The organism is Nonomuraea sp. PA05 (assembly GCF_008086045.1).
Taxonomy (GTDB): Bacteria; Actinomycetota; Actinomycetes; order Streptosporangiales; family Streptosporangiaceae; genus Nonomuraea; species Nonomuraea monospora.
In genome coordinates this window covers 1-19,251 of the sequence record NZ_VSEY01000021.1, presented here as the reverse complement: position 1 = coordinate 19,251, position 19,251 = coordinate 1, and the positions used below count along the sequence as shown (strand labels likewise).

General features: G+C 71.0%; 21 protein-coding genes. 11 read left to right on the top strand and 10 right to left on the bottom strand.

The features are described from left to right. Window positions 1-127: 127 nt before the first annotated feature. Complete coding sequence (locus FXF51_RS30420) at window positions 128-424, top strand: WhiB family transcriptional regulator (RefSeq protein WP_020542548.1); 297 nt, start codon at window positions 128-130, stop codon at window positions 422-424. A gap of 48 nt (window positions 425-472) precedes the next feature. Here FXF51_RS30420 and FXF51_RS30415 read toward each other — a convergent pair whose 3' ends face one another. Next, entirely contained in the window at window positions 473-1,600 is a 1,128-nt protein-coding gene (locus tag FXF51_RS30415) for an ArsA family ATPase (protein ID WP_148438129.1), read from the bottom strand. Beyond that, the gene (locus FXF51_RS30410; RefSeq protein ID WP_148438128.1) at window positions 1,597-2,598 is read right to left on the bottom strand and encodes an ArsA-related P-loop ATPase; all 1,002 of its coding nucleotides are present in this window, start codon (window positions 2,596-2,598) and stop codon (window positions 1,597-1,599) included. The genes FXF51_RS30415 and FXF51_RS30410 overlap by 4 nt, the downstream gene beginning before the upstream one ends. A 77-nt stretch (window positions 2,599-2,675) precedes the next feature. Here FXF51_RS30410 and FXF51_RS30405 point away from each other — a divergent pair, with 77 nt between their 5' ends. Genes FXF51_RS30405 through FXF51_RS30390 form a run of 4 tightly spaced genes read left to right on the top strand, consistent with a single transcriptional unit; the run spans window position 2,676 to window position 4,916 of the window. Next, entirely contained in the window at window positions 2,676-2,831 is a 156-nt protein-coding gene (locus tag FXF51_RS30405; RefSeq protein WP_148438127.1) for a DUF4177 domain-containing protein, read from the top strand. After that, a complete protein-coding gene (locus tag FXF51_RS30400; protein ID WP_148438126.1) occupies window positions 2,828-3,289 on the top strand; it encodes a RidA family protein in 462 nt (153 codons plus the stop codon). The genes FXF51_RS30405 and FXF51_RS30400 overlap by 4 nt, the downstream gene beginning before the upstream one ends. A gap of 56 nt (window positions 3,290-3,345) precedes the next feature. Then, window positions 3,346-4,128 carry an NUDIX hydrolase gene (locus FXF51_RS30395; RefSeq protein ID WP_148438297.1) on the top strand — a complete coding sequence of 261 codons (783 nt, stop codon included), beginning with the start codon at window positions 3,346-3,348 and terminating at the stop codon, window positions 4,126-4,128. Further along, the gene (locus tag FXF51_RS30390) at window positions 4,125-4,916 is read left to right on the top strand and encodes an MBL fold metallo-hydrolase (protein WP_148438125.1); all 792 of its coding nucleotides are present in this window, start codon (window positions 4,125-4,127) and stop codon (window positions 4,914-4,916) included. The genes FXF51_RS30395 and FXF51_RS30390 overlap by 4 nt, the downstream gene beginning before the upstream one ends. Here FXF51_RS30390 and FXF51_RS30385 read toward each other — a convergent pair. Continuing rightward, window positions 4,898-5,578 (bottom strand): Crp/Fnr family transcriptional regulator, encoded by a 681-nt coding sequence (locus FXF51_RS30385; protein WP_043629901.1) that lies wholly within the window; start codon window positions 5,576-5,578, stop codon window positions 4,898-4,900. The two genes, FXF51_RS30390 and FXF51_RS30385, sit on opposite strands and share 19 nt — an antisense overlap. 158 nt (window positions 5,579-5,736) lie before the next feature. Then, on the bottom strand, window positions 5,737-6,189 hold the full coding sequence (locus FXF51_RS30380) for a hypothetical protein (RefSeq protein WP_148438124.1): 453 nt from the start codon (window positions 6,187-6,189) through the stop codon (window positions 5,737-5,739). Between the two features lie 87 nt (window positions 6,190-6,276). Here FXF51_RS30380 and nth point away from each other — a divergent pair, with 87 nt between their 5' ends. After that, window positions 6,277-6,999, top strand: coding sequence for an endonuclease III (gene nth / locus FXF51_RS30375; protein ID WP_148438123.1), 723 nt, complete (start codon window positions 6,277-6,279; stop codon window positions 6,997-6,999). A gap of 39 nt (window positions 7,000-7,038) precedes the next feature. After that, window positions 7,039-7,689, top strand: a complete 651-nt coding sequence (locus tag FXF51_RS30370; protein WP_148438122.1) for an NUDIX hydrolase — start codon at window positions 7,039-7,041, stop codon at window positions 7,687-7,689. Here the strand turns inward: FXF51_RS30370 and FXF51_RS30365 are convergent. Beyond that, on the bottom strand, window positions 7,686-8,198 hold the full coding sequence (locus FXF51_RS30365; protein ID WP_148438121.1) for a HEAT repeat domain-containing protein: 513 nt from the start codon (window positions 8,196-8,198) through the stop codon (window positions 7,686-7,688). The two genes, FXF51_RS30370 and FXF51_RS30365, sit on opposite strands and share 4 nt — an antisense overlap. Before the next feature lie 82 nt (window positions 8,199-8,280). Here FXF51_RS30365 and FXF51_RS30360 point away from each other — a divergent pair, with 82 nt between their 5' ends. The 3 genes from FXF51_RS30360 (at window position 8,281) to FXF51_RS30350 (ending at window position 11,110) form a co-directional block, all read left to right on the top strand. Continuing rightward, a complete protein-coding gene (locus FXF51_RS30360) occupies window positions 8,281-9,471 on the top strand; it encodes a MarP family serine protease (protein ID WP_148438120.1) in 1,191 nt (396 codons plus the stop codon). Window positions 9,472-9,543: 72 nt separating this feature from the next. Next, window positions 9,544-10,509, top strand: coding sequence for an aldo/keto reductase (locus tag FXF51_RS30355; RefSeq protein WP_148438119.1), 966 nt, complete (start codon window positions 9,544-9,546; stop codon window positions 10,507-10,509). A 4-nt stretch (window positions 10,510-10,513) separates the two neighbouring features. Then, entirely contained in the window at window positions 10,514-11,110 is a 597-nt protein-coding gene (locus FXF51_RS30350; protein ID WP_148438118.1) for a TetR/AcrR family transcriptional regulator, read from the top strand. Here the strand turns inward: FXF51_RS30350 and FXF51_RS30345 are convergent. The 5 genes from FXF51_RS30345 to acs form a co-directional block, all read right to left on the bottom strand. Next, entirely contained in the window at window positions 11,107-11,550 is a 444-nt protein-coding gene (locus tag FXF51_RS30345) for a DUF309 domain-containing protein (RefSeq protein WP_148438117.1), read from the bottom strand. The two genes, FXF51_RS30350 and FXF51_RS30345, sit on opposite strands and share 4 nt — an antisense overlap. Next, a complete protein-coding gene (locus FXF51_RS30340; protein WP_148438116.1) occupies window positions 11,547-12,467 on the bottom strand; it encodes an alpha/beta fold hydrolase in 921 nt (306 codons plus the stop codon). Before FXF51_RS30340 ends, FXF51_RS30345 begins: the two co-directional genes overlap by 4 nt. Next, entirely contained in the window at window positions 12,457-12,897 is a 441-nt protein-coding gene (locus FXF51_RS30335; RefSeq protein WP_148438115.1) for a phage holin family protein, read from the bottom strand. The genes FXF51_RS30340 and FXF51_RS30335 overlap by 11 nt, the downstream gene beginning before the upstream one ends. A 31-nt stretch (window positions 12,898-12,928) precedes the next feature. Then, a complete protein-coding gene (nhaA, locus tag FXF51_RS30330) occupies window positions 12,929-14,131 on the bottom strand; it encodes a Na+/H+ antiporter NhaA (RefSeq protein ID WP_262379935.1) in 1,203 nt (400 codons plus the stop codon). A 144-nt stretch (window positions 14,132-14,275) separates the two neighbouring features. Then, window positions 14,276-16,252, bottom strand: coding sequence for an acetate--CoA ligase (gene acs / locus FXF51_RS30325; RefSeq protein WP_148438113.1), 1,977 nt, complete (start codon window positions 16,250-16,252; stop codon window positions 14,276-14,278). A gap of 699 nt (window positions 16,253-16,951) precedes the next feature. On the opposite strand from acs, the gene FXF51_RS30320 reads away from it, so the two are divergent. Continuing rightward, on the top strand, window positions 16,952-17,737 hold the full coding sequence (locus tag FXF51_RS30320) for an oxidoreductase (protein ID WP_148438112.1): 786 nt from the start codon (window positions 16,952-16,954) through the stop codon (window positions 17,735-17,737). Window positions 17,738-19,251: the final 1,514 nt, after the last annotated feature.

The following is a 19,251-nucleotide window of genomic DNA, read 5'->3' as shown; positions in this document are numbered from 1 at the left end:
TGGGGTCTGTCGGCCCGAACGTGTAGTTGCGTACGTTCTCCCTGCGGCAACTGAATACGGAGGCTCGGCGCCCGCGCCCGTCGGCCCCAAATGACGACTGACCACCTAAGGGGAGTGGGGTCGAAAAATGTGGATCACGGATTGGACCTCCCGTGCCGCCTGTAAGGGTGCGGATCCGGATGCCCTGTTCGTGCAGGGCGCCGCGCAGAACAGGGCCAAGCTCATCTGCCGTGGCTGCCCGGTCCGTACTGAATGCCTCGCCGATGCGTTGGACAACCGCATCGAGTTCGGGGTGTGGGGCGGCATGACCGAACGGGAACGACGTGCGCTGCTTCGACGGCGGCCCGACGTGGACTCGTGGCGAGAGCTGCTCGAGTCGGCCAAGGAAGAGTACGAACGAACCAACGAGCTGATCGCCGGCTGACCCCAGCCCGGCGACCGCGTACGGCCGGCGCCGCCGCCGGCCGTACTTCTATGCGGTGGCCAGCAGGTTCCCGATCTCCCGCAACCCGGCGAGATCGTGGACGTCCTCGGACATGGCGCGGACCTGCACCACGGGCACCGTGGGGTGGGCCGAGACGAAATGCTCCTGCTCGCGGCTTTCGCGAGCGGCGAGCTGCATTCGCCCGGCGTGCAGCCGCAGCACGGCCGCGGTGAGCTCGTGCTCGCCCCTCGACTCCAAGTCCTCCGCGGCGGCGGCGCTGCGGGCGGCGGAGAGCCCTGACGCGGGAGCCACGTGCACCCGGTTGACGACGAGCCCGGCCAGGGGCATGCGCTCCTCGGCCAGGCGCTCGACGAAGTAGGACGCCTCGCGCATCGCGTCGCGCTCGGGCGCGGCCACGACCACGAAGGCCGTGCCCGGCGCCTGCAGCAGCCGGTACGTCATCTCGGCCCGCTGCCTGAACCCGCCGAACACCGCGTCCAGCGCTGACACGAACGTCTGCAGATCCTTGATCACCTGAGCGCCCAGCAGCTTGGTCATCGCTCCGGCCATCAACCCGAATCCGGCGTTGAGCAGCCGGAACGCGCTGCGCCCTCCCGCCTTGGCGGGCGCGGTCAGCAGCTTGATGAACCGGCCGTCGAGGAAGCGCCCGAGCCGCTCGGGCGCGTCGAGGAAGTCGAGCGCCGAGCGCGAGGGCGGCGTGTCGACGATGATCAGATCCCACTCGTCGGAGCGGCGGAGCTGGCCCAGCTTCTCCATCGCCATGTACTCCTGCGTGCCGGAGAAGCTGGAGGACAGCGACTGGTAGAAGGGGTTCGACAGGATCTGGCGGGCCCGCACCGGGTCGGCGTGCGCCTCGATGATCTCGTCGAACGTGCGCTTCATGTCGAGCATCATCGCGTAGAGCTGGCCGCCGCCCTCGGGCGAGCTGACCAGGCGCGGGGTGTTGTCCAGCTCGGTCAGCCCCATCGACTGGGCCAGCCGCCTGGCCGGGTCGACCGTCAGCACGACGACGCACCTGCCGCGCTCGGCGGCCCGCAGGCCGAGCGCCGCCGCGGTCGTGGTCTTGCCCACGCCGCCGGCGCCGCAGCAGACGATGATGCGGGTGCCCGTGTCGTCGAGGATGGCGTCGACGTCGAGCCTGGCGGGCTTCTTCACGCTGCTCCCTGGGTGCGCATGTTCTCGGCCAGCTCGTACAGGCCGGCGAGGTCCACGCCGTCGGCCAGGAGCGGCAGCTCGTACCTCGTCAGACCGGCCCCGGCCAGCGTCTCGCGCTCGGCGCGCTCCAGCTCGGTGCGGTGGGCGTGCTCCACGACCTCCTCGGCCAGCGCCCCGGCCAGCGCGTCGGCCTGCGAGCCGTCGGTGATGCCCGCCGCCTTGAGGCCCAGCGCGAGCTCCTCCGGGTCGAACCGGCCCTTGACAGCCGTGTCAAGAGCGGCCTGCGGCAGCAGGGACCGGCGCACCATGTTGATGAAGATCCCACCCGCGGGCAGGCCCGCGGCGCGCAGCTCGGCGATGCCGTCGAGGGTCTCCTGCACCGGCATCTCCTCCAGCAGCGTGACGAAGTGCACAGCCGTCTCGGGGGACTTCACGACGCCGCTGACCAGGTCGGAGTGGTTCTTGATGGGCCCGACCCTGGCCAGGCCCGCGACCTCCTTGGTGACGTTCAGGAAGCGCGTGATGCGGCCGGTGGGCGGCGCGTCGAGCACGACGGCGTCGTAGACGCGGCGGCCGTTCTTGCCCCGCCTGCGCACGGCCTCGGTGGTCTTGCCGGTGACGAGCACGTCGCGGAAGCCGGGGGCCACGGTGGTGGCGAAGTCGACGATGCCCATCTTGGTCAGCGCCCGGCCCGCCCTGCGCATCCCGTAGAACATCTCCATGTACTCGAGCATGGCCTCCTCGGGATCGATGGCCAGCGCGTACACGTCGCCGCCCGACGGCGCGACCGCGATCCTGCGCTCCTCGTACGGGAGGGGCGGCAGATCGAAGATCTGCGCGATGCCCTGCCTGCCCTCGACCTCCACCAGCAGCACCTTGCGGCCGCCGGAGGCCAGCGCGAGCGCGAGAGCGGCGGCGACGGTCGTCTTGCCGGTGCCGCCCTTGCCGGTGACGACGTGCAGTCGTACGTCGGTCCAATCAGTGTCCGGAGACTCCACGCTTCCACGCTACCGAACGGTCACTTGTCGTCAGTCTGCGACCAACCTTTGAGATTGCTCACACTAATGTGATCCCCATGAAGAAATGGGAGTACCTCACGGCACCCGTGCTGATCCACAACACGAAGATGATTCTCGACAACTTCGGCGCCGACGGCTGGGAGCTGGTCCAGATCGTCCAGGGCGCCACGCCCGAGCAGCTCGTCGCCTACTTCAAGCGGGAGAAGCAGTGACGACGCCCGAGCAGCGAGTCGAGGAGCTGGGGTTCACCCTGCCGTCGCCCGCCAAGCCCGCGGGCTCCTACCTGCCCGTCGTCCGCACCGGTGACCTGCTCTACACCTCGGGCCAGGTGCCGATGATCGAGGGCAAGCTGCACCAGACCGGCAAGCTCGGCGTCGACCTGGGCGTCGACGAGGGCAAGGCGCAGGCCCGCATCTGCGTGCTGAACGCGCTGGCCGCGCTGAAGGCCGAGCTGGGCGAGCTGTCCCGGGTGCGGCGGATCGTCAAGGTCGTGGTCTTCGTCGCCAGCGCCCCCGACTTCACCGAGCAGCCGCAGGTGGCCAACGGCGCGAGCGACCTGCTCGCCGAGGTGTTCGGTGACCAGGGCAGGCACGCGCGCAGCGCCGTGGGCGTCGCCGCCCTGCCGCTGGACGCGCCCGTCGAGGTGGAGCTGATCGCCGAAGTCGGCTGAGCGGGCATATGTCACCATGACCGAGTGATGTTCTAGGAGGAGGTCATGTGACCGGATTGCCGCTTCCAGCCGAGCTCGCCGACCGGGCGCGGGACGTCCTGTCCGGCCGGGTCCAGCCGGTGCCGGCGCGGGACGCCGCCACGGTGGTGCTCCTGCGCCCGGGGCCGGAGGTCTATCTGCTGCGGCGCAAGGCGACGATGGCCTTCGCCGCGGGCGCCTACGTCTTCCCCGGCGGATCCGTGGACGTGCGCGACACCGACCAGGCGGTCGCCTGGGCCGGGCCGTCCCCCGCGGAGTGGGGCGAGGTCTTCAAGGCCGGCGAACGGCTGGCGCGCGGGCTCGTGTGCGCGGCCGTGCGCGAGACGTTCGAGGAGTCAGGCGTGCTCCTCGCGGGCCCAGGGCCCGACTCCGTGGTCGCCGACACGACGGGGGACGACTGGGAGTCCGACAGGCTGGCGCTCATCGACCGCAGCCTCGGCTTCGCCGACTTCCTCGCCAGGCGCGGGCTGGTGCTCCGCGCCGACCTGCTCAAGGCCTGGGCCCACTGGATCACCCCCGAGATCGAGCGCAAGCGCTTCGACACGCGCTTCTTCGTCGCCGTGCTGCCCGAGGGGCAGCGCACGCGCGACGTGGGCGGAGAGGCCGACAGGGTGGTGTGGCGGAGCCCCGGTGAGGCGCTGAACGGCGAGTTCTTCCTGATGCCGCCCACCCACGCCACACTGACCGAGCTGAGCGCGTACGACAGCGTGGCCGACGTCCTGGCCGCGCCCCGCGAGATCGAGACGATCATGCCAAGGGCCGTGGAGATCGAGGGGGAGATGCGGCTGGTGACGCGATGAGCGGCCTGCACATCCCGATCGGCACGCCCGACGGCTCCCGTACGGAACACGCCGAGAACCTGCTCGCCCCCAACCCGTCGGCGATGACCCTCGACGGCACCAACACGTGGATGATCGGCACCGGCGAGGAGGTGATCGTCGTCGATCCGGGGCCGGACGACCAGGCGCACCTCAGCCGCGTACGCGACCACCTCGGCGAGCGCCGCGTCACCCAGATCCTGCTCACCCACGGCCACTTCGACCACAGCGGCGGCGCGCGCCGCTTCGCCCGCATGGTGGACGCGCCCGTACGCGCCCTCGACCCCCGCCACCGGCTGGGCGAGGAGGGCCTCGGCGACGGCGACGTGGTCACCGTGGGCGGCCTGGAGATCCACGTCTACGGCACGCCGGGGCACTCGTTCGACTCGCTGTGCTTCTGGCTGCCCGCCGACCGCGCGATGCTGACCGGCGACACCGTGCTCGGCAGGGGCACCACCATCATCGCCCGCGACGGCGGCCTGGCCGACTACCTGCGCAGCCTCGACCGGCTCAGGGCCGCGGCGGAGAACCTGGAGGCGCGGGCGCTGCTGCCCGGCCACGGGCCGGTGCTGCCCGACCCGATCGGCGCGCTCGACGGCTACATCGCGCACCGGCGTCAGCGGCTCGACCAGATCAGGGCGGCACGCGCGCAGGGCGCCCGCACGCCGCGCCAGATCGTCAAGATCGTGTACGCCGACGTCGACCGCTCACTCTGGCCGGCCGCCGAGATGTCGGTGGCGGCCCAGCTCGACTACCTCGATCGGTTGTAGAGCCGGTCCATGTCCAGGATCACCACGGCCTTGGCCTCGATCCGCAGCCACCCCCGCTGCGCGAAGTCGGCCAGCGCCTTGTTGACCGTCTCCCGCGAGGCGCCGACGAGCTGCGCCAGCTCCTCCTGGGTCAGGTCGTGGTGCACCCGCAGCCCGTCGTCCGTCTTCGTGCCGAACCGCTCGGCCAGGTCGAGCAACTGCTTGGCCACCCGCCCGGGCACGTCGGTGAAGACCAGGTCGGCCAGCACGTCGTTGGTGCGGCGCAACCGCTGCGCCAGCGCGCGCAACAGGTGCAACGCCACCTCGGGCCGGCCGGTCAGCCAGGGCCGCAGGTCGTCGTGGCCCAGCCCGGCCAGCCGCACCTCGGTCAGCGCCGTCGCCGTGGCCGTGCGCGGCCGCGGGTCGAACAACGACAACTCGCCGAACATCTCGCTCGGCCCCAGCACGCTCAGCAGGTTCTCCCGGCCGTCCGGCGAGGTGCGGGAAAGCTTGATCTTCCCCTCCAGCACCACGTAGAGCCGGTCGCCCGTCTCGTTCTCGTGGAAGAGCGTCTGCCCCTTCGACAGCTGGACCTCGGTGATGCTCGTGCGCAGCGCCGCGGCGCTCTCGCGGTCCAGCGCGGCGAACAGGGGGGCCTTGCCCAGCACATCTTCGGTGTTCACTCTGCCTCCTCTGCTGCCATTGTGACTCACCCCACTCTGGGCAGCACACACAGGTTATGGGAATGCCGGAGTGTTCTGGGCTTGCCCGGGTGCGTGGAGCCCCGGGGGAAAGGTACCGGACCGTCGTTTCCGTACTGTGACCGGACCTGGCCCTGGGCTCAACTCGCCTGCGACAGCAGGTCGTCCACGGAGGCGACCGCCGCTGCCATGGATCGGCTGAGCAGGACGCGGAGCACGTCCGCCGACTTCGGCCGCGCCGCCGGATCGGGCAGCCGGCACTGCTGGATCGCGATGCGCAGCGCGGGCGTCAGCACGCGGAGGTCGCCGTCCTCCGAGCCGGTGGCCGCGAACACGACCAGGTCGGCCCAGGCCCGTACGTCCTCGGCCTCCGGCAGGTCGCCGGCGGCGGGCGCGGTCTGCCAGCCGATGAGCACCTGCCCCCGCGCCCCCAGCGCCACGCTCTCCTTGCCGGGCCTGATCCCGGCGGTGCCGCGCGCGTGCAGCTTGGCCAGGGCGGCCACGCAGCTCACGGCCAGCCGGTGCAGCGCCTGCCCGCGCAGCGGCCCGGTCTGCTTGACGAACTCCGCCAGAGTGGAGCCTTGGTCACCCATGTCGCCGTCCCCTTCCGTCGCGCCAGGTTGTACGCGGTCGGGTTCGTCTTGGGTTCAACCGTTCCCGGGAGCTTCTACTCTTGCGGCATGGCGACGAACGCGGCGGGGCGCAAGCCGGAGACCCAGCTCGCACTGGTCCGGCGGGCGCGCAAGATGAACCGCATCCTCGCGGAGACCTACCCTGACGCGCACTGCGAGCTCGACTTCCGCAACCCGTTGGAGCTGCTGGTCGCGACCATCCTCTCCGCGCAGTGCACGGACAAGCGGGTCAACATGGTCACCCCCATCCTCTTCGCGAAATATCCGACGGTGGAGGACTACGCCGCCGCGGACCGGGAGGAGATGGAGGAGATCATCCGCTCGACCGGCTTCTTCCGTGCGAAGACCAACAGCATCATCGGCATGGCGCAGACGGTCTGCGACCGGTACGGCGGCGAGGTGCCCGCCAAGCTGAAAGACCTGGTCACGCTGCCGGGCGTGGGCCGCAAGACGGCCAACGTGGTGCTGGGCAACGCCTTCGACGTGCCGGGCCTGACCGTCGACACCCACTTCCAGCGGCTCGTGCGCCGCTTCGGCTGGACCGAGGAGACCGACCCCGTCAAGATCGAGCACGTCGTGGCCGAGCTGCTGCCCAAGCGCGACTGGACGATCTTCTCCCACCGGGTGATCTGGCACGGCCGCCGCATCTGCCACGCCCGGCGGCCCGCGTGCGGCGTGTGCCCGCTGGCGGCGCTCTGCCCCTCGTACGGCACCGGCCCGACAGGCGAGGCCGAGGCGCGCAAGCTCGTCAGGTCCGGCCCGTTCTCCTGATCAGGGAAGTCATTCGCGCCCCGGCGTGTTGGAGGATGCGTGACCCAAGTGCCCGACTGGCTGGAGAGACTGGCGGCGCAAGCGCAGCGGATCCGCGTTCCCGTACCCCTCCGGCCCCCGGACGGGCGCGGGCGCGAGGCCGCGGTGCTGATGTTGTTCGGCGAGGGGCCGCACGGCCCTGACGTGCTGCTCATCCAGCGCAGCACGCGCGGGCGCAGGCACGCCGGGCAGCCGGCCTTCCCGGGCGGCGGCGTGGATCCCGAGGACGCCGGGCCGATCGAGGCCGCGCTGCGGGAGGCCGAGGAGGAGACCGGGGCCGACCCGCGCGGGGTGCACGTGATCTGCACGATGCCCGAGCTGTACCTGCCCTACAGCGACAACCGGGTCACGCCCGTGATCGCCTGGTGGCGCGAGCCGTCCGCGGTGCACGCGGCCTCGCCCGACGAGGTCGACTCGGTCGAGCGGGTGCCGATCGCCGAGCTGGTCGATCCGGTGAACCGGGTGACGCTGCGGCATCCGCGTGGCACGGCCGGGCCCGCGTTCCGGGTGCGCGGGATGCTGGTGTGGGGGTTCACGGCGATGATTCTGGACACTGTGCTGCGCGAGGGCGGGCTCGAACGTCCGTGGGACCCTGAGCGCATGGAGGACCTGCCGCCCGACGTGGTGCGGCTCGCCTCACGTACCGGTTAGTGAGCCGACCTCAGCGCGACCCCGAGCGAGGCCCATCCGGCCACGTCGGCGTCGCTGTCGGTGGCCAGCGTGCGCAGCGTCGCGAGTCCCGCCCTGTCGGGCGGATCCCCGAGCACGTGCTGCAGCGCGTACGCGGCCCCGTACCGCACCCGCGGGTCGATGTGACGGGCCAGGTCGATCACGGACGGCAGCGACCGCGGGTCGGCCAGATGACCGAACGCGATCAGCACCGAGTACAGCACCATGGCGTCGTCCTCGCTGGCGGCCAGGTAGCGCAGCACCGGCAGCGTCCGGTCCACGAAGGGCCGCAACATGCCCATGATGTCCACGCCGAGCAGCCGCTCGGCGACGGTGTCGGCGGCGCACAGCCGCCTGGCCTCGATGAACGACTCCAGGTCGCCCCGCTGACGCAGCAACGAGATGACGTGCCAGCGCAGTGGGCCGTCAGGATCGGTGTCGCGCAGCGCAGCCTGGATGAGTTCGCGCACTGTTCCCTCGTCCGGCGGCATACCGCTCAAGATAGCCAGGTGAGTGACGCCGTCCTGATCGAAGACGTGCACACTTGACCGTATCGCTGGTTACCTTTGAAGCGTGCGCGGTGATCTGCTTGACCTCATCTTGATCGGCCTCGTGATCGCCTTCGGCATCTCGGGTTACCGGCAGGGTTTCATCATCGGGGCGATGAGCTTCGTGGGGTTCGTGGGCGGTGCCGTGCTGGGCGTCTTCATCGCGCCTCCCGTGTCCAAGGCGGTCGTCGACGGTGACACGCCGCAGGCGCTGCTGGCCATCGTGATCGTGTTCCTGTCGGCCACCATCGGGCAGTTCGCCTCCTCCACGCTGGGCGCCGTGGTGCGCAGCCACGTCACGTGGGAGCCGGCCAAGATGGCCGACGCGATCGGCGGCACGTTCGCCAGCGCGCTGTCGGTGCTGGTGATCGCCTGGCTGATCGGCTCGCTGATCGTCTCGACCGCGTTCGCCCCGCTCGTCGACCAGGTGAAGAACTCCGCGCTGCTCACCACGGTCGACGACGCGATCCCGCAGGCGGCGCGCAACTGGCAGCAGCCGTTCAAGAAGTTCATCGACCGCTCGGAGTTCCCGCCGGTCTTCGACGCGATCGGGGCGGGCACGCTGATCGACGTGCAGCCGCCCGACCAGAGCGTGCTGCAGGGCGCCAAGCTGGGCCGGGCCAGGCAGGCGATCGTGAAGGTGCAGGGCAACGCCGAGAGCTGCAACAAGCACATCGAGGGCACCGGCTTCGTCTACTCGCGCGGCCGCATCATGACCAACGCGCACGTGGTCGCCGGCGTCACCCGCGACCTCCAGGTGATCGACTACAACGGCGACCGCCACGCGGCCACGGTCGTGCGTTACAACCCGCGCCGCGACATCGCCGTCCTCTACGTGCCGGGCCTCGACCTGCCGCAGCTCGCGTTCGACGGCGAGGGCAGCCGCGGCGACAACGCGATCATCGCCGGCTTCCCGAAGGGCAAGGGGTTCACCGCCGAGCCGGCCAGGATCGGCGGCCAGGTGGAGGCCGAGGGCCCCGACATCTACCGCGAGAACACGGTCAGGCGGAAGGTGTACGCGATCCGCGGCCAGGTGCTGCCGGGCAACTCGGGCGGCCCGCTGCTCACGGTGGACGGCCAGGTCTACGGCGTGATCTTCGCCGCCGCCGTCAACGAGGAGCAGACCGGCTACGTGCTGACGGCCGAGGAGGTCGGCCCCGACGCCTCGGCGGGCCGCAACGACACGACGCCGGCCAGCACGCAGGAGTGCGACTGATCTCCATCCTGATGGGCTCCTTCTTTCGCATGCCTCAATGTGATAGCTTCTCACAATGTGAAAGCAAATCACATGGAGAGAAGACTGGGAAAGACCGACATCGAGATCACCCCCGTCGGCCTGGGCTGCATGCAGTTCGCCGGCACGGCCAACATGACGCGCTGGATGGTCAGGCCCATCGGCCAGGACACGGCCACCGCCGTCGTGCGCGCCGCGCTCGACGGCGGGGTGAACTGGTTCGACACCGCCGAGATGTACGGCAACGGCCACTCGGAGCGGCTGCTGGCCACCGCGCTGAAGGAGTGCGGCGTCGCGCCGGGGCAGGTGACGGTGGCCACCAAGTGGGCGCCGCTGGGCCGCACCGCCGCCAGCATCACCAAAACGATCGGCGACCGCCTGCGCCACCTTGGCGGCTTCCCCGTGGACCTGCACCAGATCCACATGCCCACCGGCTCCCTGTCGAGCATTCCCGCCCAGCTCAAAGCCATGGCAGGGCTGCTCAAGGCAGGGCGGATCCGCTCGGTAGGGGTGAGCAACTTCTCCGCCCGCCAGCTCGAACTGGCGCACCGCGTGCTGGCCGCGGAAGGCATCACGCTCGCCGCCAACCAGGTGCGGATCAACCTGGTGCACAGGAACGTCGAGCGCGACGGCGTCCTCGACACCGCCCGGCGGCTGGGCGTCACGCTCATCGCGTACTCGCCGCTGGAAGGCGGCCTGCTCACCGGACGCTTCCACGACGACCCCTCGCTGGCCGGGTCGGCGCCGATCATGCGCAGGTTCTTCGGCCGCCGCGAGCTGAGCGCGCAGGGGCTGGCCCGCACCAGGCCGCTGATCGACGAGCTGCGCGCGATCGGCTCGGCGTACGGCGTCTCGATCTCGCAGGTGGCCGTCAACTGGGTCATCACCCGGTACGGCGACACGGTCGTGGTCATCCCCGGCGCCTCCAAGCCCCGCCAGGCGGCAGAAGCGGCGGCCGCCATGGGCTTCCGGCTCACGGAGGCCGAGATCGGCAGGCTGAACGCCCTGTCGCTAACCTGATGCGGTGCCCCGTACCACCAGACGCGACAGCTACCATCACGGCGACCTGCGCGCCGCGCTCATCGACACCGCGATGGAGCTGATCGTCGAGCAGGGGGCGCAGGGGTTCTCGCTGGCGGAGGCGAGCAGGCGGCTCGGCGTCGCGGTCAGCGCCCCCTACCGGCACTTCGCCGACCGCGACGAGCTGCTGGCCGCGGTCGGGGTACGCACCGGTGAGCTGCTGGTCGCGGCCGTGACGGCGGAACGCGGCGGCGACTCGCCCGAGGAGCGGCTGGTGGCGGTCGTGCGAGGGTACGTGCGCTTCGCCGCCACGCGCCAGGCCCTGTTCGAGACGCTGCTGAGCACGATCACTCCGGCGGCGGACCGCGCGATGCAGCCGGTCAAGGCGGCCTTCCACGACGCCGCCACCGCCCTGTCAGGCGGCGACCCGGAGGCCACGCAGGCCCTGGCCATGGCCGTCGTCGCCACCGCGCACGGGCACGCGGGACTGCTGCACCTGGGGACGTTCGGCGCGGGCGAGGAGGCCGTGGAGACGGCGGTGCGGGGAGCGGCGGCGGCCACGCTCGCGCTGATCGCCGGTCGCGCGGCACTGACCCCTTAGCGGGGGAGCTTGTCCAGAATCAGGGCCACGGCCTCGTCAGGCTCGGTGTCCTGCGTGAGCGCGGAGGCCGCCTTGCCGACGGGGTCGTACGCGCCGCCGTACGACTGCGCCTTGGCCGCCCCCCGGCTGAACAGCGTCACCGCCCCGCGCCCGTTGCCCCGCTGCAGGTGCGTCAGCCCGACGCAGATCTGCGCCAGCCCCTGCCACAGCTCCCGCTCCTCCTCAGGAGCGCACTTCCACCGCCCCTCGAACACCTCGTGCGCGTTGAACGGCAGCCCCTCCTCCAGGAACCGCCGCCCGTCGGCCAGCGCCTGCTCGGTGCTGGGGGCGTAGTCGTCGGGCACTCTGGGCATGCCGGGGGACCCGTAGGGCAGCGGCCGGCCGTAGGCGTCGCGCGGCCGGGCGTTGCGCGGCCTGCCCTCGGTGTCGCGGTCTCTCATCGGTCGGGCTCCGGATCGGTCAGCCAGCCGAGCAGCTCGGTGTCGAACACGTCGGGGATCTCCTCGTGGGGGAAGTGGCCGGCTCCCTCGAACAGCCGCCACCTGTAAGGTGCCGCCACGTAGCGGCTCGAACCCTGTGCCGTACGCGGCAGGACGCTCGGGTCGAGCGCCCCGTGCAGGTGCAGCGTGGGCGCCTCCACTTCGGTGCGCATGGCGCGCGCGAAGCGCCGCCCGTCGGGCCTGAATTGGGAGCGGCCGAACCAGCGGTGGTACTCCAGCGCGCAGTGCGCCACGGTGGGGATGCTGAACGCCTCCCGGTACGTACGCGACTCCTCGGGCTCCGGCCACCCGGGCCGCGACCGCTCCTCCAGCAGCCGCCCCACCATCGCCGCGTCGTGCCGGGTGAGCCGGCGCTCAGGCAGCAGCGGGAGCTGGTAGCCGATCGTCCTGCGACTGGCCTTGAGCTGCCCGAACGGGTCGGTCAGCAGGGCGTTGCGCAGCCGCAGCGGGTGCGGCGCGGAGACGGCGACGAGCCGGCGCACGCACTTGGGGTCGAGCACGGCCATCGTCCAGGCCAGCAGGCCGCCCCAGTCGTGGCCCACCACGATCGCCCCGGTCTCGCCCAGCGCCCTGATCAGCCCGGTCGCGTCGGCGGCCAGCGTGGGCAGGTCGTAGCCGCGCGGCGGCTTGTCGCTGCCGCCGTAGCCGCGCAGGTCGACCGCGACGGCCCGGTAGCCGGCCGCGGACAGCGAGACGAGCTGGTGCCGCCAGGTCCACCAGAACTGCGGGAACCCGTGCAGCAGCAGGACCAGCGGGCCCGTCCCCGCCTCGACGACGTGGAAGCGGGTGCCGCCCGCGTGCACCGCGCGGTGCGTCCACGGCCCCTCGATGTGGACGACCGACTCGTCAGGTGCCATCGCGGGTCACCGGCTCGCGATCCGGGTTGAGCGCGGGCAGCGCCTGCTCCTCAGGCGTGGCGATCTCCTTCAGGTCCTTGATGGAACGGGTCGTCCGCTTCATCCCGGCCAGCCCCTTGAGCCGGCGGGTGCCGACCCACACCAGGAAGCTCGCGACCACCAGGTAGAACAGGGTCACGATGAGGAAGGCCAGCCAGGTCGGCAGCCACTCGGCCAGCGCGAACCCGATCGCGAACGAGGCGAGGATCAGGCACAGGTGCGCCATGAAGGCGGCCGCGGCGAACAGCCCCGCCGCCGTGCCGACCCGTTTGGCGTCGAACCTGAACTCGGCCTTGGCCAGCTCGATCTCCGAGCGGATCAGGTCCGAGATGTGGCTGCTCGCCTGGGCGACCAGCGAGCCCAGGGATTCTTCCTCGGGAGTCTGCGGCATGAACGTCTCCTATCGAGGCCTGGTGGCCGTGTCAAACATCATCCAGCGCATTGCGACGCTTGCGTACCCTCATGTTGAGCAGCACCGCCGCCAGGATCGACGCGATGACGCTCGCCGCGAGGATCCCGGTGGTGACGGCCTCGGCGCGCTGCCGGTCGTCACCGTACGCCAGGTCGGCGATCAGCAGTGACACCGTGAACCCGATCCCGGCCAGCAGTGACACCGCCGCCATGTCCCGCCAGTGCAGCTCCTCCGACAGTCTCGCCAGGCCGAGCCGCACTGACAGCCAGGCACCGCCGAACACTCCGAGGAACTTACCGAGTACGAGTCCCGCTATCACTCCCAGAACTACCCGATCGGAAAAGATAGCGCCGAGGCTTGATCCGTCCAGCTTCACCCCCGCCGACACGAACGCGAAGGCGGGCACGGCCACACCCGCAGAAACGGGGCGGAAGTAGTGATCGGCGGCCTCGGCCGGGGAGCGCGTCTCGCCGTCGGCCGTGGTGACCCTGGTCATCAGGCCGAGCGCGACGCCCGCGACGGTGGCGTGCACGCCGCTGGCCTCCACGGCGTACCAGGCGGCGACGGCGAGCGGCAGGAGCAGCCACGGGCTGGTGACGTGGCGGCGCTGGGCCAGCCCGTACGCGGCCACGAGCGCCGCGCCGAGCAGCAGCAGGGCGACGTTCACGTGCTCGGTGTAGAAGACGGCGATGACCGCGATGGCGCCCAGGTCGTCCACGACGGCGCAGGTCAGCAGGAACGCGCGGAGCGCGGCGGGCATCGCGCCGGCCGTGACGGCGAGTACGGCCAGCGCGAAGGCGATGTCGGTGGCGGTGGGGATGGCCCAGCCCTTGGCGGCGTCCTCCGCACCCCAGCTCACCAGCAGGAACACGACGGCGGGCAGCACCATGCCGGCCAGCGAGGCGATGATCGGGAGGGCGGCCTTGCGCGGGTTGGACAGCTCGCCGTGGACGAACTCCTCCTTGACCTCCAGCCCCGCCACGAAGAAGAAGATCGTCAGCAGGCCGTGCTGGACCCACTGGTACAGCTCCATGGGGCCGAGCGTGGCGTGGCGCAGCGCCTCGTAGCCGTCCATGGAGACGTTCGCCCAGATCAGGGCGACGACGGCGGCGACGAGCATGATGATGCCGCCGATCGTCTCCGTGCGCAGGGCCTCGGCGAGGGCGCGGGCATAGCGGGCGCCGGTGGGGAAGGGCCACTGTTCGATACGCACGGAACTCCTGGGGTCGGATCGGCACGAAGCCTGCATGCCTTGCTTGTTCGCCGACCAGACTTCCCGGCACACCTGCCCCCAAGCGTACCTATATAAGGCCGCATGACCCACTTTGTGGGGACATGCGGCCTTATGAGGGGGTTCTCAGTCCTCCGACTTGGCGCTCGGCAGCTTCTCCGAGATCAGGTTCATCACGGTGCTGTCGGCCAGCGTGGTGACGTCACCGATGCTGCGGTTCTCCGCCACGTCGCGCAGGAGGCGGCGCATGATCTTGCCGGAGCGGGTCTTGGGCAGCTCGGGCACCACCAGGATCTGACGCGGCTTGGCGATCGGGCCGAGCGTCTTGGCCACGTGGTCGCGCAGCTCGGCGGCGATGTCCGGGCTCTCCTCCGCCGTGCCGCGCAGGATCACGAACGACACGATGGCCTGGCCCGTCAGCGGGTCGGTCGCGCCGACCACGGCCGCCTCGGCCACCTTCGGGTGACTGACCAGCGCGCTCTCCACCTCGGTGGTGGAGATGTTGTGGCCGGAGACCAGCATGACGTCGTCCACGCGGCCGAGCAGCCACAGGTCGCCGTCCTCGTCCTTCTTGGCGCCGTCGCCGGGGAAGTACATGCCCTCGAAACGGCTCCAGTAGGTGTCGATGTAGCGCTGGTCGTCGCCCCAGATCGTGCGCAGCATGGACGGCCACGGCTCGCGCACGGCCAGGAAGCCGCCGCCGCCGTTCGGCACGGCGTTGCCCTGGTCGTCCACCACGTCGGCGACGATGCCGGGCAGCGGGCGCATGGCCGCGCCCGGCTTGGCGGCGGTCACGCCGGGCAGCGGGCTGATCATGATGGCGCCGGTCTCGGTCTGCCACCAGGTGTCCACGACGGGGCAGCGCTCGCCGCCGATGTGCTCGCGGTACCAGACGTAGGCCTCGGGGTTGATCGGCTCGCCGACCGAACCCAGGATGCGCAGGCTGGACATGTCGTACTTGGCGGGGATGTCGTCGCCCCACTTCATGAACGTCCGGATCGCCGTCGGGGCGGTGTACAGGATCGTGATCTTGTACTTCTGGACGATCTCCCAGAACCGGCCGCGGTGCGGCGTGTCCGGGGTGCCCTCGTAGATGACGCTCGTCGCGCCGTTGGCGAGGGGGCCGTACACGATGTAGGAGTGGCCCGTCACCCAGCCGATGTCGGCCGTGCACCAGTAGATGTCGGTCTCCGGCTTGAGGTCGAAGACCGCGTGGTGCGTCCAGGCCGTCTGCGTCAGGTAGCCGCCGGTGGTGTGCAGGATGCCCTTCGGCTTACCGGTGGTGCCGCTGGTGTAGAGGATGTACAGCGGGTCCTCGGCGCCGTGCGGCTCCGCGGTGTGCTGGTCGCTCTGGCGCTCCACCAGATCGTGCCACCAGACGTCCTTGCCGTTGGTGGCGACGTCCTCGCCGGTACGCCGTACGACGAGGACGTGCTCCACCTGCGGACACTCGGCGACGGCCTCGTCCACCGTCGGCTTGAGCGCCGACGGCTTGCCCCTGCGGTAGCCGCCGTCGGCCGTGATGACCAGCTTGGCGTCGGCGTCGTCGATCCGGCTCTTCAGCGCGCTCGCCGAGAACCCGCCGAACACCACCGAGTGGATCGCCCCGATGCGGGCGCAGGCCAGCATCGCGATCGGCAGCTCGGGGATCATCGGCATGTAGATGGCGACCCGGTCGCCCTTGCTCACGCCCAGCTCCGCCAGGGCGTTGGCGGCCTTGCTGACCTCGCGCTTGAGGTCGCTGTAGGTCAGGGTGCGGGTGTCGCCGTCGGGCTCGCCCTCCCAGTGGTAGGCGACCTTGTCGCCGCGCCCCTCCTCCACGTGACGGTCGACGCAGTTGTAGGCGACGTTCAGCTCGCCGCCCACGAACCACTTGGCGAACGGCGCCTTCCACTCCAGCGTCGTGTCCCACCGCTTGGCCCAGGTCAGCCGCTCGGCCGCACGCTCCCAGAAGGCCAGGCGGTCGGCGGCGGCCTCGTTGTAGGCGGCTTCGGTCACGTTCGCGGCCGCCGCCAGGTCGGCCGGCGGTGCGAACCGGCGGTTCTCCTTCAGCAGGTTGGACAGCGCCTGGGGCTCATTGCCAGCGGTCTCCGGGGCCACCATCGTGCTCCTTCTATGGCCAGATTGGTCAGGTTCGTGTCCCACTTCACCAGCTCATGACCGTCGTACACAAGAGGTCTAGACAGGTCTGTACCGAGTGGGTGGGGGCGGGTGATGATTATCCGTGCGCATGACAAACGCTATTGAAATGTTGTCATCCTGAAATCTTGAGAATATGCGGTGGGGGGATGAGGGGTGCTTTATGGGCCCCGTCCGTGCTGGTTTTTCTGGCGTACGTGGGGGAGCGGCGGTCACGCTGCGCCATCTACCACCCACCAAGCGTCAGCTCGGTTGGGGGATGTGTGGGTTCGGCCCAGGGGCGCGGGGGCCAAGCCTCTGACCGCCCGGGCATGGGGCGCGGGGGGCCGAGCCTCTGACCGCCCGGGCATGGGGCGCGGGGGGCCGAGCCTCTGACCGCCCGGGCATGGGGCGCCGGGGGCCAAGCCTCTGACCGCCCCGGCCGCTCTAGCCGCCGCTGTCGCCTCTGGCGCCCCGGCCGCCCAGGCTGGTGGCCGCCCTGTCCGCTGGCCGCCTACCGCGCCGCCTACCGCGCCGCCTACCGTGCCGACGCGCTGCTGACGGCACACCAGGTCAGCTCCACCCACCACCTGACCAGCCCCACCCGAGGTCGCCTCGCTCCTGACGGTCACGGTCCGCCCGCTCGGTCAGGCAGCCACGAACGCGCGGGTAAGGTCGGATCCTGTGAGTGACCCAGACCCGTTGGCCGTCGTCGCCCAGCTCCCCGGCGTCCCGGAGGCGGTGGACGAGGCCCGGCAGGCCGTAGACCGGCTCTACCGCCACCGTGTCCTGCGCCGGGCCAGCCCGGCGGTGTCCACCGAGTCGTCCCTGCGCGGCGCGCGCGCCTCGGCCGCCGTCGAGGGCGTGGACGTGCCCTTGGACGCCCTGCGCCGCGACGAGGTGCACGACCCGCTCGTCCAGGGGGCGCTGCGCGCGTCGGCGGAGATGGGCAGGATGGGCTCGACCTGGCGGAAGGCGCCCAGGCAGGTGCTCGCCCGGCTGCACGCCGTCGCCGCCGCCGGCCTCGCGCCGCAGGAGGCGCTCGGCCGTCCCCGCACCTCCGACGAGGCCCCCGACCTGCTCTCCCTAGGCCCGGCCCCAGGCGCGGCCGACACGGTGGCCCGTATGGAAGGCCTGCTAGACCTCCTCGAACGCCCCACGAAGGCCCCCGCGATCGTGCTGGCCGCAGTGGTGCACGCCGAGCTCGCGGTGCTACGGCCGTTCGGCACGGCGGACGGGATCGTGGCCCGCTCGGCGGGGCGGCTCACGCTCGTCGAGTACGGCCTGGATCCGAAGTCGCTGGTGGCGGTGGAGGTGGGGCACCTGGAGCTGCCGTACGCGGACGCGCTGCGCGCCTACCTTGAGGGCTCGGCAGAGGGCGTCGCCGCCTGGGTACAACACTGTGCCTCCGCGGTAACCCTCGGCGTGCGCGAGACGACTGCGATCTGTGAGGCCCTGCAGCGCGGCTAACCCTCCGGCAGCGAGGCGACCCTCCGGCGCTGCTGACATAGCTGACGGCGTCCCAGTCATGGAACGCCGTCTGCCGGTGCATCACACCGGGTTACCAAGCGTGCACCTCAATCCGTCGGAGCGGGTCAAGCCCGTCACGACGCGCCTCCCGCGGCTGGTCGCGCGTGGGTGCCCGGCTGATGCACCCGGACAAGTGGTCCGTGTCACCTTTCTACGACGGATCCGCCCTGATGGGAACCCCTCGCACCAAGACCTTTACCCGCGCGTGGGATGGCGCTCCAGCGCGTGGGCGGCCCGTAGGTTGGAGTACCCGGTTACCAAGCTGTGACTATTACTCTACGTGATCGGCTTTATGTGATCGTTATCCGGTGACGAAAAAACTTGGCGAAAATGCGAGATTGCTCCTCGACGAAACTCGCGTCGATCGGGCAGCATACGGTGGTATCGCCCGAACTGGAGCGCCGTTGCACGGGATAGGTTTGCAAGTCCCTTGCCAGGCTCCGGTGTAGTGATGAAAGCTTTCTTCTGAAACGGGACCGGCTCTACCCCCCCGGAGCCGGACCGATCAGGCGACCCCCGCTCTCCCCCCCGGCGGGGGTCGCCCCTTTTCCCCACCTGTTCAGCCGGTCTTCACCCGCTGCCAACAAGTCGGGGCCCCTGGTCCCGAACCGGCGTGCCTGGCCGTCGCCCTGACGCCACACTGTTGACCGCGGCCATCGCCTGTCGTTCTTCGACTTTGGATTGCACACCATTCGAGGGACCACGCGATGGCCGTCACCATTGCATCCCCCTGACACCCGGCCCGCCCGCCCCTGGCACTCACCGCCCTTCCGGGGCTGGCTCGCCCTTGGCACCTACCGCCTCCCGGGGCTGGCCCACTTGGCACCTACCGCCCCGCAGGGCTGGCCCGCCCCTGGCACCTACCGCCCCCAGAGTCGGCCCGCCTGGGTTCCGCTCGCCTCCTGGCCCGCTCGCCGCGCCTCCTGAGCTCGCTATCCTCCTGCCGGTTCGCCTTCTGAGGCCCGTTGGCGCCCAACCTCTGAGGCCCCTCGCCCCCCAGCCCCCTGAACCTCGCGCTCACCGCCTCCAACCCCCTCGCGCCCGGCTTCCTCCCACTCGGCGCCTCACTCCAGCTTCTGCCGCCATGCGCGTCCTTTGACGCCCACACCTCGGCCTTGCTCGCCGTCGCCGCCCGCCACCCGCCGTCGTCCTCGGCCTCCAGCAGCCAGCCTGCACACCCGCACACCGCGCATGCTCACGCCCGCAAGCCCACCACACCCGTACATCCAGCAGGTGACATCAGCGCCCAGCACGTTATCCACAGCCTCGGCCACCCCCAGGCACCCTCATCCCCAGAACCCCGTTCGGCCCCACCCTCCCCACCCCCCCCCCCCCCACCCCCCCCCCCCCCCCCCCCCCCCACCCCAACCCCCCCCCCCCCCCCCCCGCACCCCGCCCCCGCCCCCACACCGCACGCCTGACGTGCCCGCCCCTCGCCCCTGCGCCCGCAGCGC

Excerpts from the sequence above, each read along its gene's own strand:
- FXF51_RS30420 (WP_020542548.1), top strand. The coding sequence starts at position 128 with ATGTGGATCACGGATTGGACCTCCCGTGCCGCCTGTAAGGGTGCGGAT.
- FXF51_RS30405 (WP_148438127.1), top strand. The coding sequence starts at position 2,676 with ATGAAGAAATGGGAGTACCTCACGGCACCCGTGCTGATCCACAACACG.
- FXF51_RS30390 (WP_148438125.1), top strand. The coding sequence starts at position 4,125 with ATGAGCGGCCTGCACATCCCGATCGGCACGCCCGACGGCTCCCGTACG.
- FXF51_RS30380 (WP_148438124.1), bottom strand. The coding sequence starts at position 6,189 with ATGGGTGACCAAGGCTCCACTCTGGCGGAGTTCGTCAAGCAGACCGGG.
- nth (WP_148438123.1), top strand. The coding sequence starts at position 6,277 with ATGGCGACGAACGCGGCGGGGCGCAAGCCGGAGACCCAGCTCGCACTG.
- FXF51_RS30365 (WP_148438121.1), bottom strand. The coding sequence starts at position 8,198 with ATGCCGCCGGACGAGGGAACAGTGCGCGAACTCATCCAGGCTGCGCTG.
- FXF51_RS30355 (WP_148438119.1), top strand. The coding sequence starts at position 9,544 with ATGGAGAGAAGACTGGGAAAGACCGACATCGAGATCACCCCCGTCGGC.
- FXF51_RS30345 (WP_148438117.1), bottom strand. The coding sequence starts at position 11,550 with ATGAGAGACCGCGACACCGAGGGCAGGCCGCGCAACGCCCGGCCGCGC.
- FXF51_RS30340 (WP_148438116.1), bottom strand. The coding sequence starts at position 12,467 with ATGGCACCTGACGAGTCGGTCGTCCACATCGAGGGGCCGTGGACGCAC.
- FXF51_RS30335 (WP_148438115.1), bottom strand. The coding sequence starts at position 12,897 with ATGCCGCAGACTCCCGAGGAAGAATCCCTGGGCTCGCTGGTCGCCCAG.
- acs (WP_148438113.1), bottom strand. The coding sequence starts at position 16,252 with ATGGTGGCCCCGGAGACCGCTGGCAATGAGCCCCAGGCGCTGTCCAAC.